This is a genomic window from Pseudomonas sp. THAF187a (genome assembly GCF_009363395.1).
GTDB lineage: Bacteria > Pseudomonadota > Gammaproteobacteria > Pseudomonadales > Pseudomonadaceae > Aquipseudomonas > Aquipseudomonas khazarica.
In genome coordinates this window covers 1,393,913-1,409,458 of record NZ_CP045349.1, presented here as the reverse complement: position 1 = coordinate 1,409,458, position 15,546 = coordinate 1,393,913, and the positions used below count along the sequence as shown (strand labels likewise).

Sequence of the window (15,546 nt, the reverse complement as noted above, 5' to 3'; positions counted from 1 at the left end):
CCTACGCCATGCCGCGCAGTGCGCGTCGGATCAAATCTTCGCTGCTCATGCCATCCTCCTTGACGGCGGCAACCGCTCGACTGGCTTCCTGCGGCTTGTAACCGAGGGAAATCAGCGCGCTGACCGCATCGTTCTCCGCGCTTGAGACTGCCTGGGCCAGTTGAGGTTCCACCACCAGGGGCGCAATGGCAGGGATCGACTCCCAGGCCTTGAAGCGATCCTTGAGCTCCACCAGCAGGCGCTCGGCAGTCTTCTTGCCAACGCCGGGCACCTTGGTCAACGCCGCCGTGTCCTGCGCTTGCACACAGCGCACCAACTCGTCGACCTCCAGCCCCGACATCAGCGCCAGCGCCAGCTTGGGGCCGACGCCATTGAGGCGGATCAACTCGCGGAACAGCTCGCGGTCACGCTTTTCATAGAAACCGTAGAGCAGATGCGCATCCTCACGCACCACCAGATGCGTGTGCAGGGTCACCGTCTCACCCTGCGCCGGCAGACGATAAAGGGTCGTCATCGGTACTTCCAGTTCGTAACCGACGCCATTCACATCCAGAAGCAAATGCGGCGGCTGTTTCTCCGCCAGGGTGCCGCGCAAACGTCCGATCACCAGAGATTCCTTAACAGGTTATAAACGAAGACGACCGCCGCGCCGCTTGGCGCTGGCCAGCCCATGGGGAATGAGACTTTGCCGGTGGTGGGCATGGCACAAGGCAATGCCCAGGGCATCGGAGGCGTCGATCTGCGGTTTCTGCACCAGCTTGAGCAGGTGCATGACCATCATCTGCACCTGCTGCTTGTCGGCTGCTCCGGTGCCGACCACGGCCTGCTTGACCTGGGTGGCGGTGTACTCGCTGATCTCCAGCCCCGCTTCGGCGGCCGCGACGATGGCCGCACCGCGCGCCTGACCGAGCTTGAGCGCCGAGTCGGCGTTACGCGCCATGAACACCTGCTCGATGCCCATGGTCATGGGCCCGTAGGTGGCGATCACCTCGCTGACGCCACGAAAGACGATCTGCAGGCGCTCGGCCAACGCCCCGTTGCCGGTACGGATGCAGCCGGAAGCGACGTATTCGCACCCCCGTCCGGTGTCGCGTATCACGCCATAGCCGGTGATGCGCGAGCCGGGGTCGATGCCAAGGATCAGGGTCATGTCAGCAACTGTCTATTTATCCAGTTCGCGAGTATACGGCGCGACCCCGGCGCCGTCATCCGCCGGCCCCGTGAAAAGCCGATGGCCCGACAAAAAAGCCGGAAACGCTGTGCACGCTTCCGGCTTTCTGACCTGCACGAACGGGCAGCTCAGCCAAGCTGCTCCATGATCTCGTCCGCGACCTCGGCGTTGTGGTAGACGTTCTGCACGTCGTCCAGGTCTTCGAGCATGTCGATCAGCTTGAAGACCTTCTGCGCGGTCTCCAGGTCATCGATCGGCGCGCTGATCGAGGGAATCATGGCGATTTCCGCCTCTTCACCCTTGAAGCCCGCAGCCCCCAGCGCCTCGATCACGGCATGGAACTCGCTGAAGCTGGTCGACACCAGCGCGGCGCCCTCCTCGCCCATTTCCACGTCATCGGCGCCGGCCTCGAGCGCGGCTTCCATCAGTTCATCCTCGTCCACACCCGCAGCGAAGCTGATCTGCCCCTTGCGCTCGAACATGTAGGCCACGGACCCGTCGGTGCCGAGGTTGCCACCGCACTTGCTGAAGGCATGACGGACTTCGGCGGCGGTCCGGTTGCGGTTGTCGGTCATCACCTCGACGATGATCGCCACGCCACTGGGCGCGTAGCCCTCGTAGCTGAACTCGACGACGTTGTCGGCTTCGTTGTTGCCGGCACCACGGGCGATGGCACGGTCGATGACATCACGCGACATGTTGTTGGTCAGCGCCTTGTCCACGGCCAGGCGCAGCCGCGGGTTATCGGCAGGAATCGGGCCACCGTGCTTGGCGGCCACGGTCAGCTCGCGAATCAGCTTGGTGAAGATCTTGCCGCGCTTGGCGTCCTGACGCCCCTTGCGGTGCTTGATGTTGGCCCATTTGGAATGACCAGCCATAACTCACTCCATCTTTTTCAAAACAAACTACAACCGGCACAAGCCGAGATGAGAACCGTCGCGAGCGCAGGTCAGGCAAGGCGGGAAGAGGTGAGAAAGCGCAGTTTGCTGAAGCAAATGAGCATTTCGAACCTCTTTCCGACGCAGCATGACCAGGCGCAGCAGGTTATCACTCGGCTTTGGGTTGCTCGCGCAGGCGGATGTGTAGCTCGCGCAGCGACTTGGCGTCCACCAGACCTGGCGCCTGGGTCATGACGCAGGCCGCGCTCTGGGTTTTCGGGAAGGCGATCACTTCGCGGATCGACTGCGCGCCGGTCATCAGCATCACCAGGCGATCCAGGCCGAAGGCCAGGCCACCGTGGGGTGGTGCACCGAACTTCAGTGCGTCGAGGAGGAAGCCGAACTTCTCTTCCTGCTCTGCTTCGCTGATGCCCAGCACCTCGAAGACGGCCTGCTGCATCTTCTTGTCGTGGATACGGATCGAACCGCCACCCAGTTCGGTACCGTTGAGCACCATGTCATAGGCGCGCGACAGCGCGGCGCCCGGGTTGGCCTTGAGTTCTTCCGGGCTGCACTTGGGCGAGGTGAACGGGTGGTGCATGGCGGTCAGGCTGCCATCGTCGTTTTCCTCGAACATCGGGAAGTCGACGACCCACAGCGGTGCCCACTCGCAGGTCAGCAGGTTCAGGTCGTGACCCAGCTTGATGCGCAGCGCGCCCAGTGCCTCGGAGACGATCTTGGCCTTGTCGGCGCCGAAGAACACGATATCGCCGTCGACGGCACCGACGCGATCGAGGATCACGTTGATGTTGTCCAGCGGGATGTTCTTGACGATCGGCGACTGCAGGCCTTCGACACCGGCGGCACGCTCGTTGACCTTGATGTAGGCCAGGCCCTTGGCGCCGTAGATGCCGACGAACTTGGTGTAGTCGTCGATCTGCTTGCGCGGCATGCTCGCCCCGCCCGGTACGCGCAGCGCGGTGACGCGGCACTTCGGATCGTTGGCCGGGCCGGCGAAGACCTTGAATTCGACGTCCTTGAGCTGGTCCTCGACATCCACCAGCTCCATCGGGATGCGCAGGTCCGGCTTGTCCGAACCGAAGCGACGCATGGCCTCGGCCAGGGTCATGTGCGGCAGCGTGTCGAACTCGACGTCCAGCACTTCCTTGAACAGGTTGCGCACCATGGTCTCGGTGATGTCCATGATGTCTTTTTCATCGAGGAAGCTGGTCTCGATGTCGATCTGGGTGAATTCCGGCTGACGGTCGGCACGCAGGTCTTCGTCGCGGAAGCACTTGGCGATCTGGTAGTAACGGTCGAAGCCGGCGACCATCAGCAGCTGCTTGAACAGCTGCGGCGACTGCGGCAGGGCGAAGAAGCTGCCGGCGTGGGTGCGGCTCGGCACCAGGTAGTCGCGAGCGCCCTCCGGCGTGGCACGGGTCAGGATCGGCGTTTCCACGTCGAGGAAGCCGTTGTCATCGAGGTAACGGCGGATGCTCGAGGTGATGCGCGAACGCAGCTTGAGCTTCTCGGCCATTTCCGGACGACGCAGGTCGATGAAGCGGTAGCGCAGGCGGGTTTCCTCGCCCACGTCGGTGTACTCGTTGAGCGGGAACGGCGGGGTTTCCGCTTCGTTGAGGACCTCCAGCTCGTAACCCAGCACTTCGATGGCGCCACTGGCCATGTTGGCGTTGCGCGCGCCTTCCGGACGCAGACGCACCTTGCCGGTGATCTTCACCACGTATTCGCTGCGCACGCGGTCGGCCTTGGCGAAGGTCTCGGCACGATCCGGATCGAACACCACCTGGGCCAGGCCTTCACGGTCACGGATATCGAGGAAGATCACCCCGCCATGGTCGCGACGACGGTGTACCCAGCCGCAAAGGGTGATTTCCTGGCCATCCAGGCTCTCGTTCAACTGGCCGCAATAGTGGCTGCGCATCATGATCGTGTTTCGCTTCTCTAAGGTCTGGGATAGGTCAGGCAGCCCCCAACGCCTTGGGCAGGAGCCACATCGCGGCGAACGTCCACGCCGCGCTTCGATAAAGAGCGGGATTATATAGCGTAAATCGCCGAGACGCAGCCGCCCGGCAAGAGCCTTCTATAATGAACGGGGCCGCCACCGTGGAGAATCGCCATGGCCACGCCCCACCACACCGATTTGTCCAGCGACCTGCTGGAAGACTTCCGGCTCGACGCTGCGGAGCAGTTCCCGCGCTGCGAGCAGCTGCTGATCGAGCTGGAGCAGGCACCGAGGAGCACGGAGCGGCTGCGCGAGCTGTTTCGCCTGATACATACGTTCAAGGGCAATCTCGGTTACGTCGACCTCAACCAGCTGATGCCATTGCCGCAGGCGATGGAAGACGTGCTCGACGCCCTGCGTTCGGGACGCCTGAGCTTCGACAGCCTGCTGGGCGACATCCTCCTGCTCTGCCTCGATCACCTGCGCGCCCTGGTGGACCAGGCACTCGACGGAGCGGACGCGCCCCTGAGCGCGGCCCAGCTCGATGCGCTGTGCCAGGCCCTGCACGCCCTGGCCATGGCCCCCGCCGGACAACAGACCGAGGTGCGCCGCGAACTGCTGCTGCACATGGACCCGAGCACCCGCCTGCAAGCGCCCGAGGCAGCCGAACCCAGCCAGACCGAAGCGCTGCTGGTTCGCCACGGCATCGCCATCCACCCCGACCTGCAGTTCTTCTGCGCCCTCACCGAGGCCGCTGAGCAACGTTCCAGCTACTGGCAAGGACGCAACCTGCGCCTGCTCGAACTGGCACTCAGCATGAACGCGGCCGGCGCCAACGCGGAACGTCCCGAGCAACTGGCAGCCGCCGTGTGCCTGCATGACCTCGGCATGGCCTTCCTGCCCCTGGATCTGCTGCACAAGCAAAGCCACTTCAGCCGCGAGGAGCGGCGCCTGATGCAAGGCCACCCGCGCCTGGCCAGCGAACTGCTCAAGCGCATGCCCGACTGGGCTGCGGCCATGGAGATCGTTCTGCAGCACCAGGAACATGCGGACGGCAGCGGCTACCCCAAGGGGCTGCGGGAAATGGAGATCACCCCAGGCGCACTGATCCTGCACATCGTCGACACCTTCGATGCCCGCACTCACGAACGCGCGCATCAGACCCTGAGCAAGCGTCCGCTACTGCGCGCCATTCTCGAGATCAACAACCTCGCCGGCCAGCAGTTCAGCCGTCACTGGGTGGAGGTGTTCAATCGCACGCTGCAACAGCGCCCCGGCCTGGCGCACCCCTGATCGCCGGGGCAGAGCCATAGTGCTGTTCACATGGGAAGTGGTCGGACGCGATCAGCCCCCTCTCCCCCAGCCCCTCTCCCATGAATGGGCGAGGGGAGCCAAACCTGTGCAAGCTTGAACGAACAGCATCAGGCGCAGAACCAGGCCATTTGGCCATAAGAAATGAACTGTGCGCGCTCGATAGCTTCTAAACATCGCTTTCATTGACAGAAGCCAAGATTATTCTCGGATCGCGCATGTTAGGCTCGTCCCAACATTGCGGAACAGACTTCCCCAGGCCACCTGAAAGGAGAAAGATCATGGAAATCAACATCGGAATCGCTGAACAGGATCGCGCCGCCATCGCCGAAGGCCTCTCGCGCCTGCTGGCCGACACCTACACCCTGTACCTGAAGACCCACAACTTTCACTGGAACGTCACAGGCCCGATGTTCAACACCCTGCACCTGATGTTCGAGGGGCAGTACACCGAACTGGCCCTGGCAGTGGATGCGATCGCCGAGCGTATTCGCGCACTGGGCTTCCCGGCCCCTGGCACCTATGCCGCTTACGCCCGCCTCTCCTCGATCAAGGAAGAGGAAGGCGTTCCCAGCGCGCAAGAGATGATCAAGCTGCTGGTACAAGGCCAGGAAGCCGTCGTACGCACCGCACGCAACATCTTCCCGCTGCTGGACAAGGTCAGCGACGAACCCACCGCCGACCTGCTGACCCAGCGCATGCAGGTGCACGAGAAAACCGCCTGGATGCTGCGTAGCCTGCTGGCTGCCTGAACATCCCTGAGGCCCGGTAATCCGGGCCTTTTCATTAGGCACGCTGCCTCGCTCTGATCTATGCTCTGGCCAATCGCCAATGAGTTCCCGCGCCCCATGAGTCAACCAAGCAAGCCGCCAAGCATCATCGAGCTGTATCCGGAGGAAACCCGCAAGGCGGCTTCGCTGCTGAAGCAGGCCGTCCCCCTGATGATGCGCCACGACATACCGCCGAATCCGGTGCACTATGCACTGTGGTACACCTACAGCCGGGGCAGCGAACCGGAGCTCAATCGGCGCATGGACAAGGCGGTGGAAGACTTCGATGTCTTCCCGACGGAGACCGCAAGCCGGCTGTTCCGCGACTACATCATCCGCGGCGAGCTGGAAGAGGCGCGTGCCGGCCAGCAGCAGGTGATCGAACTGGTCGATGACATCGAAGACGATGTCTCGCACAGCGTCATCGGCAGCCAGCACTACCAGCAGAGCCTGAGCCAGGGCCTCAGCGCCCTGCAGGAACCGGTCATCGACGACCTGCCCAGCGTCCTCAGCGACCTGCAGGAAAGCACCCAGCTGATGCAGGACCAGCAGGAGAAGTTCCTCTATCGCCTGCGCGCCGCCCAACAGGAGATCACCCATCTGCGTGGCCAGCTGGAGCGCGCGCACATGGCCGCGACGCTGGACAGCCTGACACGCGTCTTCAACCGCCACGCCTTCACCCGCCTGCTGGAGCGCGCTCTCGCGGAGTCCCAGCAGGGCCTGGCGCTGGTGATCCTGGATATCGATCACTTCAAGCAGTTCAACGACCAGTACGGCCATCCGCTCGGCGACCGGGTACTGCAGCATGTCGGCCAACTCCTGCGCGACCTTCTGCCTCCCGGTGCCTTTGCGGCACGCTACGGTGGCGAGGAATTCTGCGTGGTACTGCGCGACTGCAAGGGTTTCAGCGAAGTGATCGAGTTCGCCGAGCAGCTGCGCAACAAGATCCAGTCGCTGCGCATCAAGGTCAGGCGCACCGACCAGGTCCTGGACAGCATCACCGCGTCGTTCGGCTGCGCGATGGCCGAGGCGGAAGACGACTTCGAGTCGCTGCTGACCCGAGCGGACGATGCGCTCTACCAAGCCAAGCGCAGCGGCCGCAACCAGGTCCACCCCGCCAAGAGCGAAACAATGCTAAGCGCTTGATTTGAGAAGCCCCCGCCTTTGCTGTTAAATAGGACGGCACGCCGCATTATCACCCTGCGGCGGCGCCGACCTTGCTCCACAGGCGCCCAGGATGACCGTTCGACTGGCCATCCACAGCGTGCGCTCCCTCCGCAACACCTTGAGTCATCATTCAATCAGTGAGTTCGTCCAACATGTTGAAGATTGCCCATTTCGTGACAGGGTTTGCCGCCCTGCTGCTGTCTGCCGTCCCCGGTTTTTCCAGTGCGTTCCTCGCCACACCCGATGCCATCTACCTGACCCTCATCGGCCTGCTCAACCTGCTTGCCGCAGCGCAACAGAACACGCCTGCCCCGCGCCAGCAACTGGCCAACCTGTCATCGGCACTGCTGATCCTGGCGGCCGTGGTGCAGAGCCTGATCCTGCTTGCCCCGCTACCCAACATCGGCGGCCAGCCGGCGATCTGGCTGCCGCTGCTGACCATCGGTATCGCGGTAGCCTTCCAACTGACCGCCCAGTTGAACCCGCAACCGCGTGACAGCCAGCCACGCGCCGTCGCACAGCACAGCGCCAGCCAGGAAGACCGCGAGACCGGCACGGTGAAGTGGTTCAACACCTCCAAGGGCTTCGGCTTCATCTCCCGCGATTCGGGTGAGGATATCTTCGTGCACTTTCGCGCCATTCGCGGTGAAGGCCACCGCGTCCTGATCGAAGGCCAGCGCGTGGAGTTCTCGGTGATGCAGCGCGACAAAGGCCTGCAGGCAGAAGATGTGATCGCGGCAGCACCCTCACGGCGCTGAAGACGACAAGAAAAAGCCCGGGAAACCGGGCTTTTTCATATCAGTAGTGCGGTGGCGGCGCTTCGTCCTCGGCAATGCCGACCTGGCCGTTCAACTCCTCCTGGCGACGCGCCAACGCTGTCAGTTGCAGCTGCATGCGCTCGATGCGCCTGTTCTGCTCGACCAGCTCGTCGCTCAGCGCCTGGATGGTGTCGTCCTGGAAGGCCAAACGACTTTCCAGCTCCATGATTCTGGCTTCCAGGCTCATGCCAGGCCTCCGGCAAACTGGAAGTCCTCGGTCAGCACCAGACGCAACTTGTCGATGATCTGGCGTATCTGCGCGTCCTCGTAAGGCCTGGCCGGCTGCCGCCCCCAGACGGGTGCCGGCCACGCCGCGTCATCACGCCGCCGCACGATGACGTGCATGTGCAGCTGGCTGACCACGTTACCCAGCGTCGCCACATTCATCTTGTCGGCGGCGAAGGTATCCTTGAGGGTCTCGGCCAGCAACGAAGTCTCCTGCCACAACTGACGCTGATCGGCGCCATCAAGCTGAAAGATCTCGCTGACCTCTTCACGCCGGGGCACCAGAATGAACCAGGGGTAGCTGGCGTCGTTCATCAACAGCAAGCGACAGAGAGGAAAGTCTCCGACCAGCAGGCAGTCCTGCTGAAGACGTGAATCCAGGGTGAACATGATGTTTTCCTCCTTTACCCGACCCTATCAAGCTTAGCGCCAGCCACACCCGGCGCGATGGCGCGCAGCATACGCAGGGTCGCGCGACAATTCACCCGCCAGCGTCGCACCAGCACAAGGCACGTCACAGGCACCCGCACCGTCGGCGTGCACCATTTTGTTTCCTCCCGTAATACCTCGCCTCAAGCGTTACCGCGACGCCTCACCACAGTGCACCCTTCGCACCGGGAGAAAACGCCGCCACCGCCCACGCAGGCGACAGGCAAGCCCACAGAATGCAACGCCCACGCAGCCGCGCGTGGGGTTCGCACCGGGAAATCAGGTTTTTGCAGAATCCCTGGCGTTTTGAGCACGACTTTTGCTAACTGTCAGAGCAATGCCCGGCACGCCGTGCAGTCGATCAATAACAGCGGTACCAGGCAACCCAGAACCGCGAGAGCGTCGGCATAACGCAACGCAAGTGAAGATCTACAGATTTGCGACATCCTTCATTACGCCATGCGACACCGTTCTGAACGAACCCGCAATGAATAGACTGCAACTATCGCCAATATTGGCTGCGTGCTATAAGTTACCGCCGACACAAAAAGAAAGAGCCGCCCATACAATAAAATAGTGGGCAGCGCAACTCTTCTAAACCAAAGGAGCAATCACGATGCAAGTGATGAAGTGGAGCGTAATCGCCCTGGCAGTCGCCGCGGGCACTTCCCAGATGGCAGTGGCATCCAGCCAGTCCGAGTCGAACGGTTTGATCGAAGATAGCAGCTTCAACATCTTCAACCGTGCCCTGTACATGAACCGTGACTTCCGTTCTGGCGGTCCTCAGCGCAACGCTCAGAGCTACCGTGAAGAAACCGGCCTGGGCATCCGCCTGCTGTTCGAATCCGGCTTCACCCAAGGCACCGTAGGCGTCGGCTTCGACGCTCACTCCCTGAGCAGCATCAAGCTCGACGGCGGCCGCGGTCATCGTGGCAACGGCCTGTTCGACAAAGCTGGCGATGGCCACAGCGAAGACACCCAGACCGAAGTTGGCGGCGCTATCAAGTTCCGTATTTCCGATACCGTTCTGAAGTACGGTAATCAGGAAGTAGCCAGCCCGGTATTCTCCACCGACGACAGCCGTCTGCTGCCGGAAGTTGCTACCGGTACTCTGGTAACCAGCAATGAAATCGCCGGCCTGGAACTGACTGCTGGTCGCTTCACCGCGATGAGCAGCCAGGTCAGTACCGACCGCGACACCTTCGGCCTGAAGGAAATCAACATCCTCGGCGCCAGCTACAGCATCACCGACGATCTGAGTGCTGCCCTGCACTACTCCGACGCCGATGACAACTTCAAGAAGTATTACGTCAACCTGAACTACAACCTGCCGCTGGCAGATGATCAGGCACTGAACTTCGACCTGAACGGCTACCGCACTCGCGGTCAAGGCAAAGAGCTGTTGGGCGAGATGGACAACAACATCTGGAGCCTGGCGGCTGCCTACTCCATGGGCGCCCACAAGTTCACCGTTGCGCACCAGCGTTCCAGCGGCGACACCGGCTATCGCTATGGCGATATCGATGGCGGCGGCACCATCTGGCTGTCCAACTCGGTTCAGTACTCCGACTTCAACGGCAAGGACGAGACCTCCTGGCAGGTTCGTTATGACATCAACATGGCGAGCTACGGCATTCCTGGCCTGAGCTTCATGACCCGCTACATTGTTGGTGACAACATTGATGTGGTTGGCGTTGACTCTGACGCTTCCGAGCGCGAGCTGGACATCGAAGCCAAGTACGTGATCCAGGAAGGCGCTGCGAAGGACCTGTCCTTCCGTATCCGTAATGCGTTCTACCGCGCAGACAACGACTACGACGGCGACATCAATGACTTCCGCCTGATCGTCGAATACCCGCTGAGCGTTCTGTAACGACTGCGTGATTCGACAACAAAGAAACCCGGCCTAGGCCGGGTTTCTTTTTATGGGCAGGATGCTGCGTCAGATCGGCAACGCATATGTCCCGGTCACGTGGGCCACCAGCTCAGCCTCGTTCCCCGCCGAATACAGCGAAACCTCACAGACGGCCTGGCGCCGGCTCAGGCGCAGGATGCTCGCCTCGGCCAGCAGGTCCACCGGCTGAGGTTTGACCAGGAAGTTGATGTTGAGATTGGAGGTCACCGCCATCTCCACGCGCCCCAGACGCCCCAGCACCACGGCGTACATCGCCGCATCGCCCAGCGCCATGATGGTCGGCCCCGACAAGGTGCCGCCCGGACGCACCAATTTGGCATGAAAGGGAACCCGCGCCAGTACCCCCGCCTCGTCGAGCCGGTCGATACGCAGGTCGATGTCCTCGGCCATGGGCAACCCGGCCCGAATCAATGTCTGAACCTCACGCGCAGTCAGTCCCACAGCATCGCCCTCCTGGATTAACGCAGCGCCGCGCCCAATGCCGGTCGCAGTACCTGCAACCGTCCTGTACGCCACTGTACAGGCACCGTACAATGCCGGCCTATTCCAAGCCCTAGCAACCGACAGAACGGCCAAACATGCGTACCAGTCAGTTCCTGCTCTCGACCCTGAAAGAAACTCCCTCCGATGCCGTGGTGATCAGCCACCAGCTGATGCTGCGTGCCGGCATGATCCGCAAACTGGCCTCCGGCCTGTACACCTGGCTGCCGATGGGCCTGCGCGTGCTGCGCAAGGTTGAGAACGTGGTGCGCGAGGAAATGAATGCCGCCGGTGCGCTGGAAGTGCTGATGCCGGCCATCCAGCCCGCCGAACTGTGGCAGGAATCCGGTCGCTGGGTGCAGTACGGCCCCGAGCTGCTGCGGGTTCATGACCGTCATGACCGCGAGTTCTGCGTCGGCCCGACCCACGAGGAAGTGATCACCGATCTGGCGCGCAACGAGCTGAACAGCTACAAGCAGCTGCCGATCAACTTCTACCAGATCCAGACCAAGTTCCGTGACGAGATTCGTCCGCGCTTCGGCCTGATGCGCGGCCGCGAGTTCATCATGAAGGACGCCTACTCCTTCCATGCAGACCAGGCGTCGCTGCAGGAAACCTACGACCGCATGCACCAGGCGTACTGCAACGTGTTCAGCCGCCTGGGCCTGGACTACCGTCCGGTGCAGGCCGACACCGGCTCCATCGGCGGCACCGGCTCGCACGAGTTCCACGTGCTGGCCGAATCCGGTGAGGACGACATCGCGTTCAGCACCGTCTCCGACTACGCCGCCAACATCGAGAAGGCCGAGGCCGTGCCGCGTGAAAGCGCGCGCGGCGCCGCGACCGAGGAAATGCGCCTGGTCGATACCCCGGACACCAAGACCATCGAAGCGCTGGTCAACGGTTTCGGCCTGGCCATCGAAAAGACCATCAAGACCCTGGTGGTGCACGCCGCCGAGGAAGGCAAGCTGATCGCGCTGGTGGTACGTGGTGACCACGAGCTGAACGAGATCAAGGCCGCCAACCTGGAACTCGTTGCCAGCCCCCTGCAGATGGCCAGCGAGGCCGAGATTCGTGCCGCCATCGGCGCCGGCCCCGGCTCGCTGGGCCCGGTCAACCTGCCGATTCCCTGCGTGATCGACCGCAGTGTCGCCCTGATGAGCGACTTCGCCTCGGGCGCCAACATCGAGGACAAGCACTACTTCGGCGTCAACTGGGAGCGCGACCTGCCCCTGCCCGCCGTCGCCGACCTGCGCAACGTCCTCGCGGGCGACCCCAGCCCGGACGGTCAGGGCACCCTGGAGATCAAGCGCGGCATCGAGGTCGGGCACATCTTCCAGCTGGGCACCAAGTACAGCGAAGCGATGAACTGCCAGGTACTCGGTGAGAACGGCAAACCGGTGACCCTGAGCATGGGCTGCTACGGCATTGGCGTATCGCGTGTCGTGGCCGCCGCCATCGAGCAGAACTTCGACGAGCGTGGCATCCGCTGGAACGACGCCCTGGCGCCCTTCCACATCGCCCTGGTACCACTGCGCTACGAAACCGAGCAGGTGCGCGAAGCCACCGACAAACTGTATGCGCAACTGACCGCAGCAGGCTTCGAGGTGCTGCTCGACGATCGCGACAAGAAAACCAGCCCCGGCATCAAGTTCGCCGACATGGAGCTGATCGGCATCCCCCATCGCGTGGTGGTCAGCGATCGCGGCCTGGCAGAGGGCAACCTCGAGTACAAGAGCCGCGCCGAAACCGAGCCGCAAGCCGTACCGCTGGCGGAAATCCTGTCCTTCCTGCAAGCCCGTATCAGCCGCTGATCACGTAGCACCGAGACATCATGCACACGAGCAACAACCTTCGCCTGACTGGCGCCGCACTGTGCGGCGCCCTCTTTCTCAGCGGCTGCGCCAACCAGCTCCCCCAGCGCAGCGAGCATGAGGAGCGTATCGAACGCAAGCTGCTGGATCACCAGCTGCAGATCGATACGGGCGAGCCCAAGGTGTTGGAGCTGCCGCAACGGCGTATCCGCGTGCATGACCAGAAGAGCTACGAAGTCACCGCATTCGAGGTCACGCGCCGTTACGACCGCTACACGCCCTATCAGCCCTGGCGCGAGCTTTACGAGGTGCCGGTGGGGGCCGTCGCGGTCGTGGCCGGCGTCGGCGCCAACGTGCTCAACGTGGTGCTGCTCGGCAGCCTGCCGGAAACCGCGACACGCGACTGGATCAGCTACGGCATGGCGGGCCTGAATCCGTTCATGAACGTGGAATCCAACGGCCGTGCAGAGCAGAACCTGGCGAGCATCGAGGAGCTGCAGCGCGACCGGCGCATGGAGTACACCAACCTGCCCTGGGCCGAACGAGCGGTGCAGGTCCAGGCCGGGGAGCAACGCTTCGAGCTGCTTACCGACAGCACCGGCGTGCTGCGTCTCAATCTGCTGGACAGCCCGTTCACCGAGCAGGACATCACGCGACTGAACCTGTTGCAGCTGAGCGTCGAGGAGCGCCTGGGCGACGACCTGGCCCGCGCCGAGACGACCCTGATGGTCAGCCACACCCTGCGCGGCAAGCTGCGCGAGGCGCACGACCTGATCTTCGACGACCTCGAAGGCGATGATGTCGCCCAGTGGGTGCACCGGGTCAAACGCCTTTCCGATCTGGGCCTGGAGGAAGAAGCCAGCGAGCTGGAGCAGAGCCTGATCGAGCTGACCCGCAACGACCCCGAGCTGCAGGATGCCTTCCTCAAGGCTCTGCTCAAGGATGCCGGGCGTCTGGCCGCCGACCCGGCCAACTGACCACCGGTTTGCCCCGCTCCGGGGCGCTAGACCATCTCCAGCGGACGCTTGCGCTGCGGCGGCGCGAAGGCCGCATCCAGCGACTCCAGGTCGTGCGTATCGAGGACAATGGCAGCCGCCGCCGCATTGTCGCGCAGGTGCGCGCTGCCAACCGCCTTGGGAATGGCGATCACCCCGTCCTGCCTGAGTGTCCAGGCCAGCGCCACCTGGGCCGGCGTCACCCCATGCCGCTCGGCGACCGCGCACAACGCAGGCGCCTGCAGCAACGCCCCCGCCTGGCTGAGCGGGCAGTAGGCCATCAACGGCATCGCAGCACGCTGCTGCCAGGGCAGCAGGTCATATTCGATGCCGCGTGCCTCGAGGTTGTACAGCACCTGATTGGTGCTGCAGCCCGGCTGATCCAGCTCCAGCAGATCGTCCAGGTCGAAGTTGGAAACACCCCAGGCGCCGATCTTGCCCTGTTCGCGCAAGCGCTCGAAGCCTGCCACGGTTTCCGCCAGCGGATAACGCCCACGCCAGTGCAGCAGATACAGGTCGATACGTTCGCAGCCAAGGCGCTTGAGGCTGCGCTCGCAGGCCGCCTGCACACCGTCCAGGCTGGCATTGTGCGGGTACACCTTGCTGACCAGGAACACCTCGTCACGACGCCCGGCCATGGCTTCTCCCACTACCTGCTCGGCACCACCCTCGCCATACATCTCGGCGCTGTCGATCAGCGTCATGCCCAGATCCAGCCCCTCACGCAGCGACGCGACCTCGCGCGCACGCTGCTGCCGGTCTTCCCCCATGCGCCAGGTGCCCTGCCCGATCACCGGTACCCGGGTACCAGCCAGTTCAATCTTGCGCATCGACAGATCCTCGAGTGATTGAGCGCGCGGCTCACTACCGTGCCATGGCCGACGAGCCGGTTCAGAGTGGCTTGAGCAGAAGCAGCAGGGAAACCGGCTGGACGCTTTCGGGGTGCAGAGGCTCCTGCAGCCATTCCAGGCGCCAGCCGGTCTCGCCGAACAGCGTCAGCCAGGATTGCAAGGTGCGGAAGAACCAGGGCATGGGCGCCTGAAAGCCCTCGCCAAAACCGGCGAAGTCCTCCACCCGCCAGCCATCCTGGTAGGGTTCGCCATGGCTGGCGCGCCAGGGGTGCAAGGTCTGAATCAGCAGGCTGCCGCCAGGTGCGAGCAGGGCATGCAGACTGCGCAAGACCGGCTGCAGGGGCTCCTCCAGCAAGGCGAAATTGCACACCAGCACCTCGAAACGCCCGAGCTGCTCGGCATGCTGATCCAGCTCGGCATAGCCACAGACACGGTACTGGCTGCGCCCGTCGCAGGCGGCACGAGCAGCTTCGATCAAGGGTGCGGAGGCATCCACGCCGACCGGCTCGATACCATGTTCGGCCAGCCCCCGGCACAGCCAACCCTCGCCGCAACCGATGTCCAGCACACGCCTGGGCTGCAGCGCCAGCACCGCCTGGATGATGGCGGCATCGGTGACCAGGCGACGGCTCTCGATGCGCTGCTCGCGCACGGCGGCAGCCCAGGCATCGGCGTTGGCCTGCCAGCTCTGTTGAAGCTGTTCTCGATGATCGCGCTGCATGCGGGGCCCCCTGCATCTTGCGTTGCAGCGAGTCTAGC

The 15,546-nt window shown here is 63.2% G+C and carries 16 protein-coding genes and 1 pseudogene; 8 read left to right on the top strand and 9 right to left on the bottom strand.

Going from position 1 to position 15,546, the window contains the following annotated elements:
• Nucleotide 1 precedes the first annotated feature (1 nt).
• The 4 genes from ruvA to aspS all read right to left on the bottom strand — a co-directional run bounded on the left by ruvA (nucleotide 2) and on the right by aspS (nucleotide 3,994).
• Nucleotides 2-607 carry a Holliday junction branch migration protein RuvA gene (gene ruvA, locus FIV02_RS06460; RefSeq protein ID WP_134677349.1) on the bottom strand — a complete coding sequence of 202 codons (606 nt, stop codon included), beginning with the start codon at nucleotides 605-607 and terminating at the stop codon, nucleotides 2-4.
• An 18-nt stretch (nucleotides 608-625) separates the two neighbouring features.
• The gene (gene ruvC / locus FIV02_RS06455; RefSeq protein ID WP_047592699.1) at nucleotides 626-1,150 is read right to left on the bottom strand and encodes a crossover junction endodeoxyribonuclease RuvC; all 525 of its coding nucleotides are present in this window, start codon (nucleotides 1,148-1,150) and stop codon (nucleotides 626-628) included.
• Nucleotides 1,151-1,299: 149 nt separating this feature from the next.
• Nucleotides 1,300-2,049: a YebC/PmpR family DNA-binding transcriptional regulator gene (locus tag FIV02_RS06450; RefSeq protein ID WP_037047274.1), complete on the bottom strand. Its 750-nt coding sequence runs from the start codon at nucleotides 2,047-2,049 to the stop codon at nucleotides 1,300-1,302.
• A 169-nt stretch (nucleotides 2,050-2,218) separates the two neighbouring features.
• The gene (gene aspS, locus FIV02_RS06445; protein ID WP_037047271.1) at nucleotides 2,219-3,994 is read right to left on the bottom strand and encodes an aspartate--tRNA ligase; all 1,776 of its coding nucleotides are present in this window, start codon (nucleotides 3,992-3,994) and stop codon (nucleotides 2,219-2,221) included.
• 192 nt (nucleotides 3,995-4,186) lie between these two features.
• On the opposite strand from aspS, the gene FIV02_RS06440 reads away from it, so the two are divergent.
• From FIV02_RS06440 to FIV02_RS24785, 5 genes and pseudogenes are all read left to right on the top strand, one after another.
• Nucleotides 4,187-5,305 carry an HD domain-containing phosphohydrolase gene (locus tag FIV02_RS06440; RefSeq protein WP_152488153.1) on the top strand — a complete coding sequence of 373 codons (1,119 nt, stop codon included), beginning with the start codon at nucleotides 4,187-4,189 and terminating at the stop codon, nucleotides 5,303-5,305.
• A 299-nt stretch (nucleotides 5,306-5,604) separates the two neighbouring features.
• Nucleotides 5,605-6,075: a Dps family protein gene (locus FIV02_RS06435; RefSeq protein ID WP_037047267.1), complete on the top strand. Its 471-nt coding sequence runs from the start codon at nucleotides 5,605-5,607 to the stop codon at nucleotides 6,073-6,075.
• Between the two features lie 96 nt (nucleotides 6,076-6,171).
• Entirely contained in the window at nucleotides 6,172-7,239 is a 1,068-nt protein-coding gene (locus FIV02_RS06430) for a GGDEF domain-containing protein (RefSeq protein WP_172979132.1), read from the top strand.
• A gap of 173 nt (nucleotides 7,240-7,412) precedes the next feature.
• Nucleotides 7,413-7,670, top strand: a pseudogene (locus FIV02_RS25095) (cold shock domain-containing protein membrane protein); the annotation flags it as partial.
• A 147-nt stretch (nucleotides 7,671-7,817) separates the two neighbouring features.
• On the top strand, nucleotides 7,818-8,018 hold the full coding sequence (locus tag FIV02_RS24785) for a cold shock domain-containing protein (RefSeq protein ID WP_230622853.1): 201 nt from the start codon (nucleotides 7,818-7,820) through the stop codon (nucleotides 8,016-8,018).
• Nucleotides 8,019-8,058: 40 nt separating this feature from the next.
• Here the strand turns inward: FIV02_RS24785 and FIV02_RS06420 are convergent, their stop codons facing one another.
• Entirely contained in the window at nucleotides 8,059-8,265 is a 207-nt protein-coding gene (locus FIV02_RS06420; protein ID WP_037047258.1) for a SlyX family protein, read from the bottom strand.
• Nucleotides 8,262-8,693, bottom strand: a complete 432-nt coding sequence (locus FIV02_RS06415; protein WP_037047255.1) for an HIT domain-containing protein — start codon at nucleotides 8,691-8,693, stop codon at nucleotides 8,262-8,264. Before FIV02_RS06415 ends, FIV02_RS06420 begins: the two co-directional genes overlap by 4 nt.
• Before the next feature lie 655 nt (nucleotides 8,694-9,348).
• Between FIV02_RS06415 and FIV02_RS06410 the strand changes: the two genes are divergently transcribed.
• Nucleotides 9,349-10,605 carry an OprD family porin gene (locus tag FIV02_RS06410; RefSeq protein WP_152488151.1) on the top strand — a complete coding sequence of 419 codons (1,257 nt, stop codon included), beginning with the start codon at nucleotides 9,349-9,351 and terminating at the stop codon, nucleotides 10,603-10,605.
• Nucleotides 10,606-10,674: 69 nt separating this feature from the next.
• Here FIV02_RS06410 and FIV02_RS06405 read toward each other — a convergent pair whose 3' ends face one another.
• Entirely contained in the window at nucleotides 10,675-11,082 is a 408-nt protein-coding gene (locus FIV02_RS06405; RefSeq protein ID WP_134677430.1) for a PaaI family thioesterase, read from the bottom strand.
• A 143-nt stretch (nucleotides 11,083-11,225) separates the two neighbouring features.
• Between FIV02_RS06405 and FIV02_RS06400 the strand changes: the two genes are divergently transcribed.
• Nucleotides 11,226-12,941: a proline--tRNA ligase gene (locus tag FIV02_RS06400; RefSeq protein ID WP_037047250.1), complete on the top strand. Its 1,716-nt coding sequence runs from the start codon at nucleotides 11,226-11,228 to the stop codon at nucleotides 12,939-12,941.
• Between the two features lie 20 nt (nucleotides 12,942-12,961).
• On the top strand, nucleotides 12,962-13,918 hold the full coding sequence (locus FIV02_RS06395; protein WP_037047249.1) for a hypothetical protein: 957 nt from the start codon (nucleotides 12,962-12,964) through the stop codon (nucleotides 13,916-13,918).
• Between the two features lie 26 nt (nucleotides 13,919-13,944).
• Here the strand turns inward: FIV02_RS06395 and FIV02_RS06390 are convergent, their stop codons facing one another.
• Together FIV02_RS06390 and FIV02_RS06385 are read right to left on the bottom strand one after the other, a co-directional pair.
• Nucleotides 13,945-14,766: an aldo/keto reductase gene (locus FIV02_RS06390; protein WP_152488150.1), complete on the bottom strand. Its 822-nt coding sequence runs from the start codon at nucleotides 14,764-14,766 to the stop codon at nucleotides 13,945-13,947.
• A 61-nt stretch (nucleotides 14,767-14,827) separates the two neighbouring features.
• A complete protein-coding gene (locus tag FIV02_RS06385; protein ID WP_152488149.1) occupies nucleotides 14,828-15,508 on the bottom strand; it encodes a bifunctional 2-polyprenyl-6-hydroxyphenol methylase/3-demethylubiquinol 3-O-methyltransferase UbiG in 681 nt (226 codons plus the stop codon).
• Nucleotides 15,509-15,546 lie beyond the last annotated feature (38 nt).